The sequence below is a fragment of the Pseudarthrobacter siccitolerans genome, assembly GCF_030823375.1.
Taxonomy (GTDB): Bacteria; Actinomycetota; Actinomycetes; order Actinomycetales; family Micrococcaceae; genus Arthrobacter; species Arthrobacter siccitolerans_A.
Map to the genome: position 1 here is coordinate 1 of NZ_JAUSXB010000002.1, position 16,710 is coordinate 16,710.

Below are 16,710 nucleotides of genomic sequence, written 5' to 3' on the forward strand. Positions count from 1 at the left end.
AGCGGCTCGATCACGTTTTCGAAATCATGGGAGAAGAGGTGGAAACCGGCGCAGCTTTTGATGTTGTTTCCGCAAAGCTCGTCGCCTCCGGATCTCTTACACCCGCGGAACTCGTTGCCTGGAGCCCGCCGCTGCAACGGACCTACGGGCGCGTGCTGGACCTGCATAACCAGAAATGGAACGGCATCTGGTTCCGAATCGTGCGTAACTTCTTCTGGTCAGCAACAGCTGGAGAGTTCGACCTGGTCATTGGAAACCCCCCGTGGGTCCGGTGGTCAAAACTGCCCGATGCCTACCGTGAACGGGTTAAGCCCACCTGCGAGAGCTATGGAATCTTCTCCGAAGCCGGACGCCACGGGGGCAACGAACTGGACGTGTCGGCAATGATTACGTACACGGTGGCTGATAAGTGGCTGAAGGTTGAAGGCCGCCTTGCATTTGTCATTACTGGTGCCATCTTCAAGAACCCGTCCTCATCTGGATTCCGAAACTTCATCATCCATCCCGAAGACCCCGACTCGCCTCATCTGGTGCCCAAGAGGATCGATGACTTCAAAACCCTCAAGCCCTTTAAAGATGCTTCCAACCACACCGTGGTGGCGGTCTTTGATAAGTCGTCAACCCAGGGAACGTATCCTGTTCCGTACGTCGTATGGTCAAAACCGCCTCGGACAACGCTTGGTTTGGGCGACACTCTTGAAACCATCAGGGGCCTCATTACCTCGACGATGAACGATGCCGGACCCGTAGAACCTTTAATTCCAGGATCGCCATGGAGTGTTCTTGCTCCGGGACGGCACGAAATCCTGCGGTACTTGGCGGGGAAATGCTCCTGGGTAGCCGGCCGCAAGGGGATTACGGCCGATCTGAACGGCGTCTATTTCGTTCCTGTACTCAACGACAATGGCACGGATGTTCAGATCGCGAGCAGGCCCAATGCGGGCCGTAAGGATCTTGGTGCCCGCAGGACGGCCTGGGTGGAACCGGATCTTCTTTACCCGCTGATCAAAGGCGCAAGCGACTTCGAGCCCTACTACCTGAAGCTGAGCAACCCTGATTACGCCGCTGAGCGTCTCTATACCTTCGTACCAAATACGGGCATTCAAGGCGCCCACTACAGACAGGCAGAACAGGCGATCAACGCGCCGGGCTTGCGGAAAACCAAAGATTGGTTTGCCAACTTCAGCGATCTTCTGAAGGAACGCTCAACGTATCGCCGCCAGATGAAGGGTGCGCCGTACCATGCTGTCTACAACGTAGGCGACTACACCTTTCAGCCCTGGAAAGTCGTCTGGCCCGAAATGTCCAGTAACTTCTACGCAGCAGTGGCGGGCATGGGTCAAGTCCCGATTGCAGGAGAGCGACCCTATGTCCCGGACCACAAGGTTTATTTCGCCTCCTTTGACAAGCCGGAAGCAGCCTACTACCTTTGCGGGCTGCTGAACTCCCCGGTCGTGAGGGAGTGGATCCAGAGCCACACTGTGTCCATCCAGGTGGGCGACGTCTTCAAGCACCTGAGTGTCCCGGAGTTCGACGCCGAGAATCCGGTCCACCTTAGACTGTCCTCACTAGTGGAAAAAGCCCACCAGGAGCATGATTCTGTACGCCGGAAGCAATTGATACCAGACATTGAGGCGGCGGCTGATCGTGTTTTGAGCGTGGGCGTCGTGCAAGCACATGAAAACTTAGAGGCTGCTTCGGCAGCCTGCTAAGTCCTTGCGCTAAGGAAACCACTGTCTCTAGGCTGCTCCCCTAAGATAGAAGGCGGATGGAACCTGCCCTGCCGGTCAGGTTCCATCTTTTTTGCCCTTCCACTTCACCCCGCTGTGCTCCGGAAGCCGGGACGAGTACTACCGGCTCCATGTTCTGCTTCCACGTGAACCCATACTTGGGCGAGTTCGGAAGGATTACTTATATCGAGCGTGACTCTGGTCACTGAAGCCGATGACCCGTCTGGTAGGAGGATTTGTGTTCCTACTGGCGGGAAGATATCGCTTCGTAGCCAAGCAACAGTGTCCCCGTTCTGGTCCAGGAACCGAGTTCCTCCTGTGTTGGCAGCGTCAAAAACAAATGTGGAGGGCTTCATTCTGGGGGCTCCTGAAGATTTCTAAGAGTCGAATTTCGAATCACATGCCTTAGACATAGCTGGAATCGGGTAGGAGTGGACGGACGAGTGCAGTGTCGCGCCTGTCCGGTCGTCTTCGGGACAAAAGTGAGAAGAAGGTGGGCGGTTGGATAATGAGCAACTATGGACCCGAATACTGCGGCTTTCCGTTGTCCCGCGCCAGGACAGCAATGGGCCTACAGACTGCGCGACGACGAGCCCTCCGAGCGGGTGCAAGTCTTGGCGTTGCACCAAGAGGCTCGTCGATTCCGGGTTGATATCCGCCATCTGGATGGGGACGCATGCGGCAGGGAAGATAACGTGCCTCGTGGACGCCTCAGGGTGCCGTGGGAAGAGGTAACCCAGTACGACGCCTCAATGGATGGGTGGAGGCGTCTCAGGGCGGAATCTATCGACGAGAACGAATCTTCGGCCATGTGGGCAGTACTTGAGCTACTCATACCTTCGGAAGTTGGCGAACTATGCGTTACTCCAGTCGACGATGCTTTGGTTGTCCACGATCAAGGGGCGCTTGAAACACTTATGGGGCAGCCTCTGGCCGACGTACAGACCAAGTTTTCATGCGTGGTTCACGACGGAGAGTCGTGCCTCTCGCCGCGCGCGTCGCTATCTGTCGTAGAGCTTGCCTGTCACAAGAACCCAACCCCTGTTCTGGACTTGGTCATAGCCGAGGAGGCAAAGGCTCGGGAAAAGGCCAAAAGAGGCGGGACAGTTGAGGACTGGGAAACCAAAAAACCGGTAGATACCTCGCCCCAATATGAACACGGATACTACCTACGCCGGCAAAAACCCATCCATGAGATCCTTCGCCAGTGGTGCGGGTATCGCTCTGTAACAGCCCACGAACGGCTCTTGGCTGCAGAGGCTGAGGTCAATCGCCTAGACGTTCTCCTAGCCTGGTCAGTCGATTACATCCGCCGGATCGACGAGAGCACCGCGGCAATGATTGAGAAGGAGCACGAGGAGGACCGCATCACCTCTTACAACATCCGCCCCGTTCCCCAACGTCCACTGGAACCACATGAAATCCCCCGCGTTCAGGTTCCAAGCCGTCGGCGCTGGCCCCACTGACAACACAGGTGTTGCATACCACCCGTTCTAGTGGGATTGGAGTTCCTCGGAGATCCCGACCTCAGCGTCTACCAATAAGGGGCGCCGCAGGAGCTGGATCTCCTGGTATGTGTCATTCCGTACAGTTCTCGTCCGAACGGTCCCAATCCGCCAACCGCGTTCAACCGCTTTGGGGTGCAACTGAGTCAGCACCTTCCCTCCGGCACATACGGCCACCTCGGTGTATTCATCCGCGCCGTCAATGTTGGCGGTCAGCTCGAAAGATGCGGCGCCCAGGTAAAACTTGGGCGCTTCGCGGACTGCATGAGCATGGTCCCCGATGAAAAGATCGTTTCCCCAAGGGAACGTCGAGGAGGGAGTGAAATCCGAATCTGACATCCTTTCCAGGATGCCTTGCACGGTGCTGCGCCACTGCTGCCGGGGCACCTTGTCCAAACCAAGCATGCAGATAAATCGTGGGGCTTCCGACCGCTCTGAAATTGCAAGATAACGACCCGAGTCCATCGCAACCATTCGCAGGACGGCACCGGAATTCAACTTCCACGAAATATAAAAGGCATTGTAGTAGTACTTGTGCTCGGCAATTGCCCCCAACCTGGATTGCGGCCTGGTCGTCACCGGCTCCTTCTTCTTCACCTTCCTAATCGTTCCTGGACGGCCCGCCATGGCATCGGATAATGCCAAGACGAGTGCTTCAATTACGTGCTTAGTAACCACTTCAGACTGTGCCAAGACATCGTGCTCACCGATTGGGCCCAGCCCGCCCAACCGCAAACGCACGACCTGCCACCCTACGCCGGCTAGAAGATCGTTGCGCCTCTTGTCTTCTCTTTCCTTGCCAGCGTGGGTGTAGGCAGGGTCAACTTCCACGCAAACCTTTGTCTTGGAAATAAGGATGTCTGGCGTCAGAACGGGAAAGTTATTGCGTTCTGGTTCATGTCCGCACTGAATTGCGCTGCGACCTTTATGGACTCTGAATCCGGCGGCAACCAGCTTGTCCCGTACCTCTTGCTCCGTCTTAGAGGTCGAGAGGTTACGAGATTGGATGACGGTGCCAGCCTGGTAATAGGGGCCTGAACTTTTCGCTTTTCTCTCTGCGAAATCAGCCCTGGCCGTTGGCCGGCATGCTCTGCACACTGCCATGTACTCGACGCCAGGCCGGGCGATTACCTCGTGGCCACAGCTCAGGGTTACGCGCCCGTACAACTGTTCGTCAGCGCAGCTGAGACATGCCCTCGATCCACCGGCCTTTTTACGCCATCCTGATACGGCAGCGCACTGAACGACAGCCGACTCAATAAATTTGTGCCCCACCGGGCAAATCCAGCGGACCTTCACCGGAGAGGTGGCTGGAATGTCTCCTGGCCCGAATGGATTCTCGTCGTCCCACATGTCAAGCACTTCTTTGTGCTTCAGCGCAACCGTCACTTCCGCTTTTGGCGCACGTCGAGCAAGGCCCAGCCGGCTTCGATCTTCCGGCGTCAGCGCCGGCCAGTCTTCAAGTGCTTTCACAAATGCCCCCAATTCAGATCCGGATGCTAAACCTCGGTTCCGGCTGATAGTAGACGAGCCCACCGACATTACGCGGCGAAGTTCTGGGGCACTTCCTGAGACGCCGCCGTTAGGCTCGAGCAATGACTGGGATGATTTCAGTTGGCGGGTTCACCGAGCCGATTGAGAAAGCCACGCGCTTGGTACGGGAGTACGTGACCGAATACGGCAGGTGGTCCTACCCCGCCTACGATGGCTACCTTCGGGATACGCCAACCCTTGACGTCCGCCAACAAGACCTGCTGGCCGCAGCGCTACTCAATGCCGGTCAGCAGCCAATTCCCACTTACTACGGGCTGCTGGAGATCCTGCCTGAAATCAACCGCCGCCTAGAGGACCCACGCTTGACTGGCACGCTTGAGGAAGCTTCAGGTGACACCCTAGACGCAATCGCGGACCTTTACGGCATCTTGGACGACCACCCCCAGCATCAGGTCCAGCTCGTCAAACTCAGCAAAGTTCTGCACCGGAAGCGTCCGGAGCTGCTGCCGCTGTACGACAAGAATGTTTGGCGCTGTTACAGCCAAATCGGGAATCCGGTCCGAGTGGAACCGGTTAAGCGCCGCAGCGATAGGAAGCGCATGCAGGCCTGGTTGCCGCAGGTGCAAGCCGATCTAAAAAGGGCCTCGATCCTTTGGCGCGACTTGGCCGCCCTAGCCTCCAAACCGACGATCACTCCGCTACGAGCCTTGGACATTCTTGCTTGGCGCCTCGTTGATGAAGTGACGCCCCGTCAGAAGCGGCAGCGCGTCTCGTTCGAAAAAAAGATCTAGTTCAAGCAGAGTTGCTCACTATCCATTCCGCCCTGGCCAGAAGCTCATCGAAGGTCACGACTTCAGGTTCTTGAAGGTGGCGCCGTGCTAGTTCAAACGAACGAATCTTCTCTGGATGGTGTTGACCCTGGTCATTCTTAAACTCGGATAGCTTTCCGATAATCAAGAAAGACCTCGGCCGGATTAAGTAGGTCAAGTCCGTCGTTTCGAAGCCATCATCACCACGCCTAGCTACTCGTTCTCCCACGTTTGCGACAGCTTGGTGGACTGTCACCTGGGCCTGGCTGATACCGCCAGAAAGCTCCTTCGACATCGACCAAACGCTGGGCCGATATTCGTCCTTCAAAAGAGGCGTTCGGTGGTGTTTAATTTCCGCGAACACCATGGACTGGATAAGCCCACTTGTGCGGAGTACCGCGTCCGCGCGCTTTCCGTCCCCCGTGATCGAGTGACCTTTTACGATCTGCTCAAGCTTCTCTTCTGACCACGACGTGAAGAGTTGAGTACCGAGACCGACGCCCAAGACCCAGGGGTTGCTCTCGAAGAAATTCTGCCAGACTGATTCTTTTCCCTTGTTCCCCTCTATCTGGGAATCAAAGAAGGCGTCGTCATCGAGCATCCTTCGAAATTGTTCAAGCGCGGCGCGCCTGCCGGCTAGGGCAACGACATCCTGCGCCTGTGCATCATCGGCGATTAAGGCACGAAGCGCCGGCGCCTGAGACTCGTACACGCGGCTGGCTGATTCGGGATTGTTCAGCAACGCGGAGAGAGTTTCCTCATCGAGTTTGGTACCAGTGTCGGCGCCGTCGGGCTCAATGAGCATAAGACGGCGAAAGAACTCCGCCAACCGAATGGCATCTTCACGCCGGACTCGCAGGACCTCTTTAACTACCGCTCCAGACCCTGCGATCGGCACACGTTGAATCCAAAGATCCACGAGGGATCCTTTTTCTCTTGATATCAGGACCTTGATCTGTGAGCGGCTACCAGCAATGGGAGTGACCATCCACTCCTCACCTACTCGTTGCAGTGATGAGGCAGTGCCATCGTCATCGAGCACCTGGTAGACAAAGCGGCTCGGTTGACCGTAGTCAGAAGAGTTTGAGTTGCGGTTGCCGAACGTTTTGGATGTGTATAAGCGCCCGGGCAACCGGGCCTGCGCATACTCGGTCTCCGTTTCTGGCTCATACGACGCGGAAGCGAACTCCCATTCTTCTCCTGACACAAGCGACCCCCGTTGAAATCTCGACTGGCGTCAGACTACCCGCCCTAACGGGACGCAGGAGCAGCAGCACGACTGATACCTCCTCAGAGTGTCCAAGTTCCCTGGAACTAAAACATCTGCTGTGTGCGTTCATCTGCGGATCCGCATTTCCGCTTCCGGAGGTTGCCCCTCACATCACTTTCTGGTGGTTGGGGCAACCGTTCTTTCCGTGCAGGTCCTTGCTACAAGCCTACCTACGCCTTTATTCCGTGGGCCTGAGCCAGAAGGTCGGCTTCGGCGTCGTAACCCCGCGCACGAAGCTCTGGGATGAAGATGTGAATCGGTGGGATGCATGACATGTAGGGGTTTTCGCAGGGTCCGTCATAGAGGCCACCGCCTGGCGAGGTGTCCAGGCCACCACAGTTGTAACGGTCGAGCCCGCCGCCGTTGTACTTGTCCAGACCGCCGCCGTTGTAACGGTCGAGGCCGCCCCCGTTGTACATGTCCAGACCGCCGCCGTTGTACTCATCGAGACCGCCCCCGTTATAGCGGTCGAGGCCTCCCCCGTTGTACTCGTCAGCTCCACCGCCGGAGTAGGGGTAGAGTCCCCCACCTGGCCCCTCGTAAAGTCCACCGCCCGGGCCTGTGTACCTGTCGCGTGGAAACTTCTTGTTGGTCTTATTCATACTGCGCATCCTACGTTCCACGCGCACAGCGTGAACTGATGCCTCTGACACTGATGCGTGCAGAATTGTCAGATGCGGTGGCTACCTTTGAGCAACAACCCCATCGACCCCAATAACCGCAGGAGCTAAACGGCATGGACCCCGTATTCAACAAGAACGGCACTGTCGTTGCTTGGCTTTACGGCAACGACATCTTGGATTTAGGCGGAACGTACCGAGGCTTTGTTCAAGGAAGTAACGTGATCAGCTACCGGAACGGACGTCACCTTGGCTGGTTTGAACAGGGTGCTTTCTGGGACGCTCATAACCGTGCCATCGGGATGACGCCCGATGCTTCCGCCCCCATCCCTCGCCCAGGACTCAGTGGCGTACCAGGAAAGCCGGGGATCGGAGGCCGTCCAGGACGGCCTGGCATCCCGGGGACACCGGGTAAGCCCGGGCGATCCGGTAGCTGGTCTACGCAAGATTGGAACAGCTGGATGCCAAACAAGTAGCAGTAGCGTTGATTCACCCTTCCGACCCAGATGCGACGGCCAGGGGGCGGTCAACTCAAATAGATCTCTTTGTCCCGTTTCCTTAGACCTGGGCACTGTTGAAATCAGTCCTTGCGGATCGCTATGAGGTTTTGGCCGTCTTCCAGAAGCGCGTAGACGTTTTCCCGCGCTTCTTCGTAGGTGTCGCCTTCGGCCTCGATGTGCTCGTAGCTGCCGTCAGGGTTGGTGATAGTGCCGATGAGTATCACCGCCGGAGTCTATTCCGCTGCAGGTTCGGCGGGCTCGATGAGCTCCGGCCCGTTGTTGCGGACACTGTTGACTCGGGGGCTGACAATCCGAGGTGTCAGCGTCGGTTCCGGCAGGGAGTCCAGCAAGTGCTGAATGTCGTCCTTGCCGGTCAGGTCCGGGTCGAGCCACTCAGCGAAGCGGTCACGCGGGATGATCACCGGTGACCTGTCATGGACGTGGCCCAGGGCGTCCTGGGTGGTTGTGGTGAGCACTGTGCAGCTGAGCAGCCACCTTTCCGGATCGTCCTCCGGCAGCGTCGGGTCAGCCCACCACTCATACAGGCCGGCGAAGCCCAGCAACGGCTCCTTGTCCGAGTACAGGTAGTTCGGGATTTTCTTCCCGTCCTCGGTCTTCTGCCACTCGTAATAGCCCTCCGCCGGGATGATTGCACGGCGCTTCACTGCCGCCTTCCGGAAGGACGGCTTCTCAAGAATCGACTCACTCCGGGCGTTGATCAGCTTGGAGCCGATCTTGATGTCCTTAGCCCAGGACGGGACCAGGCCCCAGCGGGCAACCAGCAAATGCCGGTCAAGGGTCCCCTCATCTAAACGTTCGGCAACGATCGGCACGCTTTGGGTTGGCGCTACGTTCCAGCTGGGCGGTGGAGGGCTTCCTTCGACTTCTTTAGCCTCAAAGTGGTTCAGAAGATCTCCGGTCGCTTTGGACATCACGTATCTGCCGCACATGAAGCCCATTCTGCCTTGCATCATCAAGCGGTTCGTCATAACGGGCCGCTTAGGAGGGCTGGTGCTGAGGTCAGCGTAATCTCATTTGGTGTCCACAAATCCATTGTTCCGTCCTCAGACAAGCGAAGAACAAGCGGTGGCCCGCCGAGATCTACTGGAGTGCTTTGCAGACATCGCCCACCTACAGGAATTGGTGCGCGATGCGCTGCCCGTAGCGCAACGCTCCGTTCTTTGGCTGGACGACCAATTAACGCGTCCCTACCAAACCTCGCACGCCGTCAATTACTTAATCCTGACGGCTGTGGACCACCTTCACTGCCTGAAGACTGTGATGCAAGAGGCGGAGTCTCAGCACATCTTTGCTCCTTTCACGCTGATTCGCTCAGCAATTGAGACGGCCAGCACCGCTCTCTGGCTTCTAAACCCGACGGACCGAAAGACCCGCATTACTCGGTCATTGCGGTTGGAGGCCAACAACATGACGATGCTTGGCAGAGCCTACGACACCATGGGGGTCGATACGGCTGAAACGACCACCATGCGTTTGCAACTACTTCGCGCGGCCATTGAAAAGTCCAAGGTGGACAAGGATGTAGTCATGGGCGGATACCCAGCTGTCCAGACCATCATCACGGCAGCAACCAAGGAGGCCGGCCTGTCACGCTGGATCTTCGCTGCCTGGCAGTTGAGTTCCGGATCCGCCCACGGCAAGACTTGGGCTGGGGCGCACACATCAACTTTCACTGAGAATGAAACCTCCAGCAGCGACGCCGTCCTCAGCGGCGTCCTTACCTCGGATGAAATCAGTATTTCCAGGGTCCTGTTTGCCGCATTGGCCGTGGTCAACCGAGCGCTTGCACTCCAGGCACGGCGCGCCAGACGTCCAGTAGCAGGCCGCAGTTTTATGCAACCAGAGCCGTGCAACACCCCTTCGGCCGGCGTCCGCGAACCGGGCTCAGCCCTAGAGAATTAGCTATGGGAACAGCATCGAATTGCTATCAGGCTGTCGGCATCCCAAAAAAGGCTCCCACAGCCTGCAAAACGCCATCGGCAGCGAGATTGGAAGACACACCGCCAGCCAAGGAATAGCCGCCAGCGCGGAGTTTAGACACAAAATTGTTGGTCTTTTCGGCTGGGCTCGGGCCATCCGCCAGAACAGCGGATCGCAGGTCCTCCGCTGCTTCGCGCTGCAATCCAAGCTCCACAGCTGCTTTGACCAGCGAATCGATGTCACCCTTTTTTACCACCGCCTTTTGTTGGATATCTGACCCAGCGGCGATGTTGTTGCCGTCACCGTTGATGGTGAAATGGAAGTTGTTTGTCACTTGTTTTACCTCGGGATCATCAGTCGTCGGTCCACCTGGTTCGCCAGCTGTAGGAGCTACTTGCTCCAGCTCCAAAGCGAACTTCAGAGCAGTAGTACGAACAGCGTCGATGATGCCAACGATTGCGTTTTGCGGAATGGCTTGTGTCGCGCCGATGAGCTCCATCATGTAGAAACCCGCTCCGCCCTTCTTCTCCGCCACGTGCCGGTTGTATTCATTCACAATGAAGGGGTCCCAGCTCATACTGGGATTCTTGTCGCTGGCTCCAAGCAATTCGAGGTCTGCAACGGGTTGACGAATCGTGGCCCTAAACCAGCAGTTAATGAAGTCTTCCGGGAGGCCGACATAAGAAACGACATTGGTCGCGCGGCTGCCGACGGGTCCTGACCACACGCCAGTGACCGGCGTCGGGAAGGGACCCCTATACCCGGGCACCGGATCATTGCTCTTGTATCCAAACAACTCTCGTTGTGACCATGCACCCAGTTCCTCGGCCCTGAGACGAAAGGCAACTGTCTGGACCTTCCTAAGCAGGTTTGAGGTAGTAAAGGTCCCATCACTCGCAGCATCGATGATCTCGGTCAGCTTGGTCATGGGGCCAATTCTCTCCTGCGCAAGGTGCAGATCGCCCTACTGGGTTACTAGCGCGTGCTGCGGCGTTGCTTTGCGCTCTTCGCGAGGTTGTCATCGCGGCATCGCAGCGGTCCCATTTCCTTAGAACTGGGATCCCCAGGTGGGCGACCCACTGACGAACACAGCCTCAATGAATGACGCGTAATCTGACTGTCCCGGAAGTCATTCCTTAAACTCGCGCCATTGACGCCGTCAGGGCAGTGAATTTCGGTACGGGTATGGGGAGCGCCAAGCGACTGCATCCTCCCCCCCTTCGACGGGGGGATTAATCGGAGAAGATGTTACTGCGCGTAGTAAGCCACGGGCTCAGAGTCATCCACAATCTCGCCAGAAGCGATGCGCTCTTCTGTGCGTCGGTATGCGCCGTCGATGTAAGTCCTCAAGGTCATTGATTCCGATGCGCCACATACCGCGTCCTCCGACCTGAATGGCACGCAGCTCCCCGGTCTTCAGCAGTGCCTCGTAGTGGCCCCTATTGCTCTTCCTGAGCTCGTGGCCGGCGTTCGCTCAGTTCAGCGCGCAGCTGGTCGATTTGGCGGCTGTAGGTCTCGTGAAGGTCCTTGACGCGTTGTTCACCATGGGCGCGCTCACGCTCGACGTCGGCCCTGGCGGCCTCACGCTCCGCCGTCAGGGTCGCCACGGTGCTGCGCATATCGGCTGCAGATTCGCGCGTTGCCTCAAGGTCGGCGCGGACTGCCGCCAGCTGACGCCGGGCCTCTTCGGCTGCAGATTCCTCGCGGTCCGCGCGTGCCCGCTCCGCCTCGGTGCGGCTCTCGGCCATCCCGGTACGTTGCTCTGCCTCAATCCGGGCCCGTTCCTCTGTCGCGGCCCGTTCCGCGGCTGCGTCACGTGCCTGTTCAGCCAAAGTCAGTTGCCCACGGAGTGCTTCAAGGTCGGCCCGCAGCCCGGCATTCTCGGCTTGCGCCAGTTCCCGATCGTTGGCGGCCGAGGCATGGGCCTGCGCGAGTTCATCGGTGAGTTGCTGAGCCTGGGACAGGGTGGCGTCCAGGTCCTGCTGGCGGCCTGACAGCTCCTGGGCGAGGTCCTCGCTCGTTCGCGTTGCTTCTTCAGCGGCCGCGTCGGCTTCGGCTTTTTCTGCCTCGGCCAGGCGCTGAGCCTGTTCAGCACGGGTAGCTCTCGCGTTCGCGGCCGCAACCCGCTCGGCGGCTTCGCTGGCTACTGACTCAATCTGAGCTTCTGCCGCCTCGGGGTCCCCCACGGTGCGAAGTTCCTCAAGAAGTGTCGCGAGCTGCTCGCCCAGGTGCTCGATCATCCCGCTAACCTGGCCCGTGATCTCACTGGCACGCTGACGCGCAGAGTCGACAGGGCGAGCCTCTGTGCCCCGCGAAGCGTCCCCGTTGGGGCGCTGCCGTGCGCGCCAGGCCGACGCGCGGTTATGCGCGGGGTCATCACAGTATTCGGGCGGCCGGCCTGTGCCGGCCTCGGCTGCCATGGCGGGCCGCTGGCAGCCCGGGTAGCGGCAAGTGCGTGCGTCCACTTCAACAATGCTGTCGCTCATAGTGTAATCATATCGTCTTTCGTTCGTTGGCGGAAGACATAACGAAAATACATAACGTAACTAAAGACGGAACACAATTGCACAGCAGACGTTGGCTCGGTAGGTCCCCTGGCAGCCCCCGGCGCGTAGCGTGAAGGCCATGGGACGCGTCCGGGAAGAAGGCACTGGACCCGGCCTGCCGGCGGGACTGGTGCCTCCGATAACAGTGGCCTTGGCCCGGGCTGTCACGAAGATGCCGCCGGTCGGGGCCATCGCCGGGACTTTGCTCTATGAACCCAAGTGGGACGGCTATAGGGCCGTCTGCGTCCGTGACGATATCGGCGCCACGTTGTGGTCCCGGCAGCAGAAGGAACTGACGGGGTACTTCCCGGAACTCGTGGCTGCGATCGCCGCGACCGTGCCACCGGGATGCGTGATCGACGGCGAAGCGGTGATCTGGAGCCAGGGCCGGCTGAACTTCACCGCCCTGCAACAGCGCCTGAGTGCTGGGCCAAAGACTCTTTCTGGACTAGTTGCTGCAACGCCGGCCAGCTACGCAGCGTTCGACGTCCTGTCCGTCGCCGGGCATGACGCCAGGAACCTGCCGCTGAGCGACCGCCGGGCGCTCCTGGAAGAACTTGCCCGCAGCTGGGAACCGCCTCTCTCCCTCTCCCCCGCCACCACCGACCGCGTCGTAGCCGAACAGTGGCTCGAGAACCTGCCACCCACAGGGATTGAAGGGCTGGTCATCAAAGATCTGAACCAGCCCTACACGCCGGGTGCCCGCTCATGGCTGAAGCTCAAACACAGAGAAACCGTAGAAATCATCTGCGGCGCAGTGATTGGGCCGATAACGCAACCCTCTCAAGTGGTCGCCGGCCTCATCCTTGACGGCGAGCTGCGGATCGTGGGCCGGTCCACGCCACTGAAGGCGAGGGATAGCAGGGAACTGGCACGGTGGCTTCACCCACCAGGGGGTGAGCATCCCTGGCCAACCACTGTGAAAGGTACGACCCTGGACAGGTTCAACAGAGACAAGGAACCTGTGGCGCTGACGCTCGTGGACCCCGTAGTTGTAGAGGTTTCCGCAGACACGGCCTGGTCGGGCAGGTCCTTCCGGCACCCGTTGCGGGTACTTCGGGCCAGGCCGGAGCTATCGCCTCACGACGTTGTCCTGGGTGAGCGGTGGAGAACGTAAGACTGCCCGGCCCCCGGTGCACCCGGTGCCCGGCAGTCTTACGTTCTACCTCAGTGCCAGAACGGGTTGCGGCGACTGCAGACGCTCCCGCGGAATTCCGGGGCTGTGCAGACGAGTGTTGACAACGGAAATGTCAGAAGTGCCGTGCACGGAACCGATTCCGCTCAATAATCCTCTGCACCAACGGGGAACTACTGCTTTGAAGCCACGGCAGTGCCAGCGGCCGGGACCCACCGGTAGAGCGTCGGCACGGAGACGCCGAGGCTGTTGGCCACTTCCCGCGGTGGTGTTCCCTGCTTGAGTAGTTTGCGGGCTGAGCGGATCTTGGCTTCGGTCATGATGCGTTTGCGGCCGCCTACTCGTCCCTGTTCCCGCGCGGCCCGGAGTCCGGCCTGGGTACGTTCGACCATGAGCTCCCGTTCCATCTGGGCCAGGGATGCCATCACATTGAAGAAGAAGCGCCCGGAGACCGTGGTGGTATCGATCGCATCGGTGAGGCTGACGAAGCCTACCCCGCGGTTATTCAGGCCGCCGGCGAATTCCAGGAGGTCTTTCACGCTCCGACCCAGGCGGTCCAGCTTCCACACCACCAGAGTGTCACCGTCACGCAGGGTGTCCAGCGCTTGGTCGAGCCCGGGGCGTTGGGAGGTAGTGCCGCTGATCTGGTCTTCGTAGATTTTGTCGCACCCGGCCTTCTTCAGAGCGTTGATCTGCAGGTCCAAGTTCTGGTCCCGGGTGGAGACCCGGGCGTAGCCGATACGGTGTGCGGTCATGGAGTGTTCTCTTCTCAAAACTCAATTCGGGGCGTTGCTTCGACTGTATCGTTTCGAGAACTATTTGTGAGAACGACCGGTCCTAAGCTCGGATTTTCGGCTGCGCGGCGGTCTTGCGCAGAAAGACGCCCCTTCACAGCCGCTCGCCGCAAACACCCCGATTCTCAAATCAACCTGCTCTTGAAATCCTTCGTTATCGAGACTCCCGATAGACATCGGTGTATCTGGGATGGGATCGAATCTTGGTCACACTAAACATGTCCTACCTCCCGAATATGATTTGCGCATGGGCACATCCGATTCCAAGCCGTTGGAGCTGATTTACGGCGAATTCCTTCGAGCGTTGGAGGCGAATGACGTCGAATGTGCGCTGGACCTGATGGCGATGGCAGCGTTCGCGATCTGGAGTACTCCGGGACAGTCCGAACGCCTCAACCTGATGAACCTGGCACGCCGAGGCGTGATCAGTACCGAATGCGCTGATTTCCGGCGGGACAAAGACTTCGAGACCGCTGCATTGCGATTCGCAGTCGACTCGGCCAGTCCGCTAGCCAGCGCCCTGCCTGCAGACGTTGGGGCGTCAATGGCCCGACGACGAGGGTGGATCTATGCATGGTGTCAGTTGATACGCTGCCAGCCCGAAGCATCGTCCGCGACAAAAGCCCTAAACGCGTACTCGGAGTACTTAATGACTTTCGCCGAGTTCCCATCACTCTATGAAGCCCAACCCGATGCCGGTACCAATTTCGTCCGGCTAGCAATGAACGTCGAGCATGAGTTCGCGGATTTCAGGGTCTTGTCCAGGGCGATCCTCCTGGAAGCCTCTGGAGCCTCGAAAGCGGACCTAGCTGACGACGAAGAAGACAGCTTCGAAAATGAGACCCTCCTCATCGATGAATTCAATTCCTTTCTCGACTGCGGCGAAACGGCCCAAGCCCTTAATCTTCTAGCCGTCTCCCATTTCTCTGGCGAGTCCTCCGAGTTCGACAGTGAAGCAATATCCGAGCTTCTTGCCAGGAGCGCTGGTCTCATTCGGAACGAGTGGCATGACGACTCCCCCGAAGTCGATGACCTCCTGTCCCGACTGTGGGTAACCGCCTACTCTAGGTGCCTTCAGCTAGCAAAGAACAAAACGCTGGATAATGTAGGACTCCCGGGATTCGAGCCAGAGCTGCTCCCCTTATCAGATGCTCAGCACCAGATCCTCCAATCCTTCTTACTGGAACACCACGCCGCGCAATCCGAACAGTTCATCAAGATTGACCGTGGAGACGAAGCCGAAAATGCTGACGAGGAAACCGACGGGCCCGTAGATGAGTGGTTAGAGGACACCGGTCCACCACCGGCACCAGTAGATCCACGATCCGCACTCGTCGGCGTGGCTCAGCGCCACCTGGACCGCTCTTGTGGAGCCCATTCCGGCTCCCGCATTCTGGCTGAACGTTCCGTTGATGCCGCCCATCAAATATGGGCTGTCCACTCGACCATAACCGCGGGATGGAAGGACCAGACACCGGAGAGACCTGGATATGGCCAAAGGATTCAGGCAGAACTGGCGGGCTGGGCCGACACTGTGGCCGCCGAAAAGTACCCGCGCCCCGCAGACAATCGTCCGACCCCCCAAAAGAGAGGACGCCGAATTTACGAATCTATCTGGGCATGGGCAATCACAGCCGGCACTCTCGCTGCTGTGGCTCAAGTCCACAACGGGTTCTGGTTCGCGGTCGGACTCGGTGCATTTCTCGGATACCTGTTTTCATCAAACTACGACTCAATCACGGCACCTGGCCTAGTACCTCTTCCAGACCCCGCAGTGGAACAACGCGCGAGCCTGCAAAAGGCACTCCTTGAGATCGGCGTTCACGTCGCACTGGAATACGATTCCGCAGAATATGCTTCAAACCTCTCGCCGTCCGAACTGCGGCAACTCGTCAACGGCGCTTGGCAACCACAAGGCCCGCCGCCGCCACGCATGGCCTCTTGTACTCCCCGAGAGGCCGAATACGTGGCCGCACAGTGGATGCGATACCTCGGGGCCACTTCGTGCAGAGTCACCCAAGCCTCACGAGACGGGGGCATGGACATAATTTCAGACACTCACGTTGCAGAAGTTAAACATCATCAGTCCCCAGTCGGAGTGAACTTTGTTCGTCAGATCTACGGAGCCGCAACAGGCGCATCCAAACAAGCCGTGTTTTTCTCACTAAGCGAGTTCACCCGTACAGCAGAAGAATTCGCTGACACCAACTCCATTCCACTCTTTCGCTACGACCCTCAAGAACGCACGCTTACAGCGAAATCACGAAGTGCACTTCGGGCCTTGCAGCACGGACTGCAGTCGGGAATGAACCTAAGTGAAGCCGCCATTCAGGGGTGAGAATTACAGAACAAGCCACACCGATTGG

15 protein-coding genes are annotated in these 16,710 nt (G+C 58.5%); 7 read left to right on the forward strand and 8 right to left on the reverse strand.

All coding sequences use genetic code 11. The features are described 5' to 3' along the window. Both QFZ36_RS20560 and QFZ36_RS20565 read left to right on the forward strand, forming a co-directional pair. Positions 1 to 1,712 (forward strand): Eco57I restriction-modification methylase domain-containing protein (locus QFZ36_RS20560; RefSeq protein WP_306639300.1); only part of this gene is annotated, 1,712 nt, incomplete at its 5' end. 536 nt (positions 1,713 to 2,248) lie between these two features. Then, complete coding sequence (locus QFZ36_RS20565; RefSeq protein WP_306639301.1) at positions 2,249 to 3,196, forward strand: hypothetical protein; 948 nt, start codon at positions 2,249 to 2,251, stop codon at positions 3,194 to 3,196. A gap of 27 nt (positions 3,197 to 3,223) precedes the next feature. On the opposite strand, the gene QFZ36_RS20570 is transcribed toward QFZ36_RS20565, so the two are convergent. Beyond that, positions 3,224 to 4,708, reverse strand: coding sequence for a DUF559 domain-containing protein (locus QFZ36_RS20570; RefSeq protein WP_306639302.1), 1,485 nt, complete (start codon positions 4,706 to 4,708; stop codon positions 3,224 to 3,226). 122 nt (positions 4,709 to 4,830) lie between these two features. Here QFZ36_RS20570 and QFZ36_RS20575 point away from each other — a divergent pair, with 122 nt between their 5' ends. Further along, positions 4,831 to 5,520 carry a DUF6308 family protein gene (locus QFZ36_RS20575; protein ID WP_306639303.1) on the forward strand — a complete coding sequence of 230 codons (690 nt, stop codon included), beginning with the start codon at positions 4,831 to 4,833 and terminating at the stop codon, positions 5,518 to 5,520. Position 5,521: 1 nt separating this feature from the next. On the opposite strand, the gene QFZ36_RS20580 is transcribed toward QFZ36_RS20575, so the two are convergent. Further along, the gene (locus QFZ36_RS20580) at positions 5,522 to 6,745 is read right to left on the reverse strand and encodes a Shedu immune nuclease family protein (RefSeq protein ID WP_306639304.1); all 1,224 of its coding nucleotides are present in this window, start codon (positions 6,743 to 6,745) and stop codon (positions 5,522 to 5,524) included. Positions 6,746 to 6,978: 233 nt separating this feature from the next. Beyond that, the gene (locus tag QFZ36_RS20585; protein ID WP_306639306.1) at positions 6,979 to 7,410 is read right to left on the reverse strand and encodes a hypothetical protein; all 432 of its coding nucleotides are present in this window, start codon (positions 7,408 to 7,410) and stop codon (positions 6,979 to 6,981) included. Between the two features lie 134 nt (positions 7,411 to 7,544). Between QFZ36_RS20585 and QFZ36_RS20965 the strand changes: the two genes are divergently transcribed. Next, positions 7,545 to 7,904, forward strand: coding sequence for a 4-fold beta flower protein (locus tag QFZ36_RS20965; protein ID WP_373427094.1), 360 nt, complete (start codon positions 7,545 to 7,547; stop codon positions 7,902 to 7,904). A gap of 104 nt (positions 7,905 to 8,008) precedes the next feature. Here QFZ36_RS20965 and QFZ36_RS20590 read toward each other — a convergent pair whose 3' ends face one another. Then, on the reverse strand, positions 8,009 to 8,152 hold the full coding sequence (locus QFZ36_RS20590; RefSeq protein WP_306639308.1) for a hypothetical protein: 144 nt from the start codon (positions 8,150 to 8,152) through the stop codon (positions 8,009 to 8,011). A 9-nt stretch (positions 8,153 to 8,161) separates the two neighbouring features. Continuing rightward, positions 8,162 to 8,878, reverse strand: a complete 717-nt coding sequence (locus QFZ36_RS20595; protein WP_306639310.1) for an SOS response-associated peptidase — start codon at positions 8,876 to 8,878, stop codon at positions 8,162 to 8,164. 88 nt (positions 8,879 to 8,966) lie between these two features. On the opposite strand from QFZ36_RS20595, the gene QFZ36_RS20600 reads away from it, so the two are divergent. Next, positions 8,967 to 9,851, forward strand: coding sequence for a hypothetical protein (locus QFZ36_RS20600; protein ID WP_306639312.1), 885 nt, complete (start codon positions 8,967 to 8,969; stop codon positions 9,849 to 9,851). Positions 9,852 to 9,876: 25 nt separating this feature from the next. On the opposite strand, the gene QFZ36_RS20605 is transcribed toward QFZ36_RS20600, so the two are convergent. Together QFZ36_RS20605 and QFZ36_RS20610 are read right to left on the reverse strand one after the other, a co-directional pair. Continuing rightward, positions 9,877 to 10,797: an AbiTii domain-containing protein gene (locus QFZ36_RS20605; protein WP_306639314.1), complete on the reverse strand. Its 921-nt coding sequence runs from the start codon at positions 10,795 to 10,797 to the stop codon at positions 9,877 to 9,879. A 511-nt stretch (positions 10,798 to 11,308) separates the two neighbouring features. Then, the gene (locus QFZ36_RS20610) at positions 11,309 to 12,355 is read right to left on the reverse strand and encodes a hypothetical protein (protein WP_306639316.1); all 1,047 of its coding nucleotides are present in this window, start codon (positions 12,353 to 12,355) and stop codon (positions 11,309 to 11,311) included. 139 nt (positions 12,356 to 12,494) lie between these two features. Between QFZ36_RS20610 and QFZ36_RS20615 the strand changes: the two genes are divergently transcribed. Beyond that, complete coding sequence (locus QFZ36_RS20615; protein ID WP_306639318.1) at positions 12,495 to 13,532, forward strand: ATP-dependent DNA ligase; 1,038 nt, start codon at positions 12,495 to 12,497, stop codon at positions 13,530 to 13,532. Positions 13,533 to 13,723: 191 nt separating this feature from the next. On the opposite strand, the gene QFZ36_RS20620 is transcribed toward QFZ36_RS20615, so the two are convergent. After that, positions 13,724 to 14,305: a recombinase family protein gene (locus QFZ36_RS20620; protein WP_306639320.1), complete on the reverse strand. Its 582-nt coding sequence runs from the start codon at positions 14,303 to 14,305 to the stop codon at positions 13,724 to 13,726. Between the two features lie 286 nt (positions 14,306 to 14,591). Between QFZ36_RS20620 and QFZ36_RS20625 the strand changes: the two genes are divergently transcribed. Continuing rightward, positions 14,592 to 16,682 (forward strand): restriction endonuclease, encoded by a 2,091-nt coding sequence (locus tag QFZ36_RS20625; RefSeq protein WP_306639322.1) that lies wholly within the window; start codon positions 14,592 to 14,594, stop codon positions 16,680 to 16,682. Positions 16,683 to 16,710 lie beyond the last annotated feature (28 nt).

Bases quoted from the DNA above. Each gene is read 5' to 3' on its own strand.
- QFZ36_RS20605 (WP_306639314.1), bottom strand. From the start codon at position 10,797: ATGACCAAGCTGACCGAGATCATCGATGCTGCGAGTGATGGGACCTTT.
- QFZ36_RS20625 (WP_306639322.1), top strand. From the start codon at position 14,592: ATGGGCACATCCGATTCCAAGCCGTTGGAGCTGATTTACGGCGAATTC.
- QFZ36_RS20615 (WP_306639318.1), top strand. From the start codon at position 12,495: ATGGGACGCGTCCGGGAAGAAGGCACTGGACCCGGCCTGCCGGCGGGA.
- QFZ36_RS20585 (WP_306639306.1), bottom strand. From the start codon at position 7,410: ATGAATAAGACCAACAAGAAGTTTCCACGCGACAGGTACACAGGCCCG.
- QFZ36_RS20565 (WP_306639301.1), top strand. From the start codon at position 2,249: ATGGACCCGAATACTGCGGCTTTCCGTTGTCCCGCGCCAGGACAGCAA.
- QFZ36_RS20575 (WP_306639303.1), top strand. From the start codon at position 4,831: ATGACTGGGATGATTTCAGTTGGCGGGTTCACCGAGCCGATTGAGAAA.
- QFZ36_RS20620 (WP_306639320.1), bottom strand. From the start codon at position 14,305: ATGACCGCACACCGTATCGGCTACGCCCGGGTCTCCACCCGGGACCAG.
- QFZ36_RS20610 (WP_306639316.1), bottom strand. From the start codon at position 12,355: ATGAGCGACAGCATTGTTGAAGTGGACGCACGCACTTGCCGCTACCCG.
- QFZ36_RS20965 (WP_373427094.1), top strand. From the start codon at position 7,545: ATGGACCCCGTATTCAACAAGAACGGCACTGTCGTTGCTTGGCTTTAC.
- QFZ36_RS20595 (WP_306639310.1), bottom strand. From the start codon at position 8,878: ATGTGCGGCAGATACGTGATGTCCAAAGCGACCGGAGATCTTCTGAAC.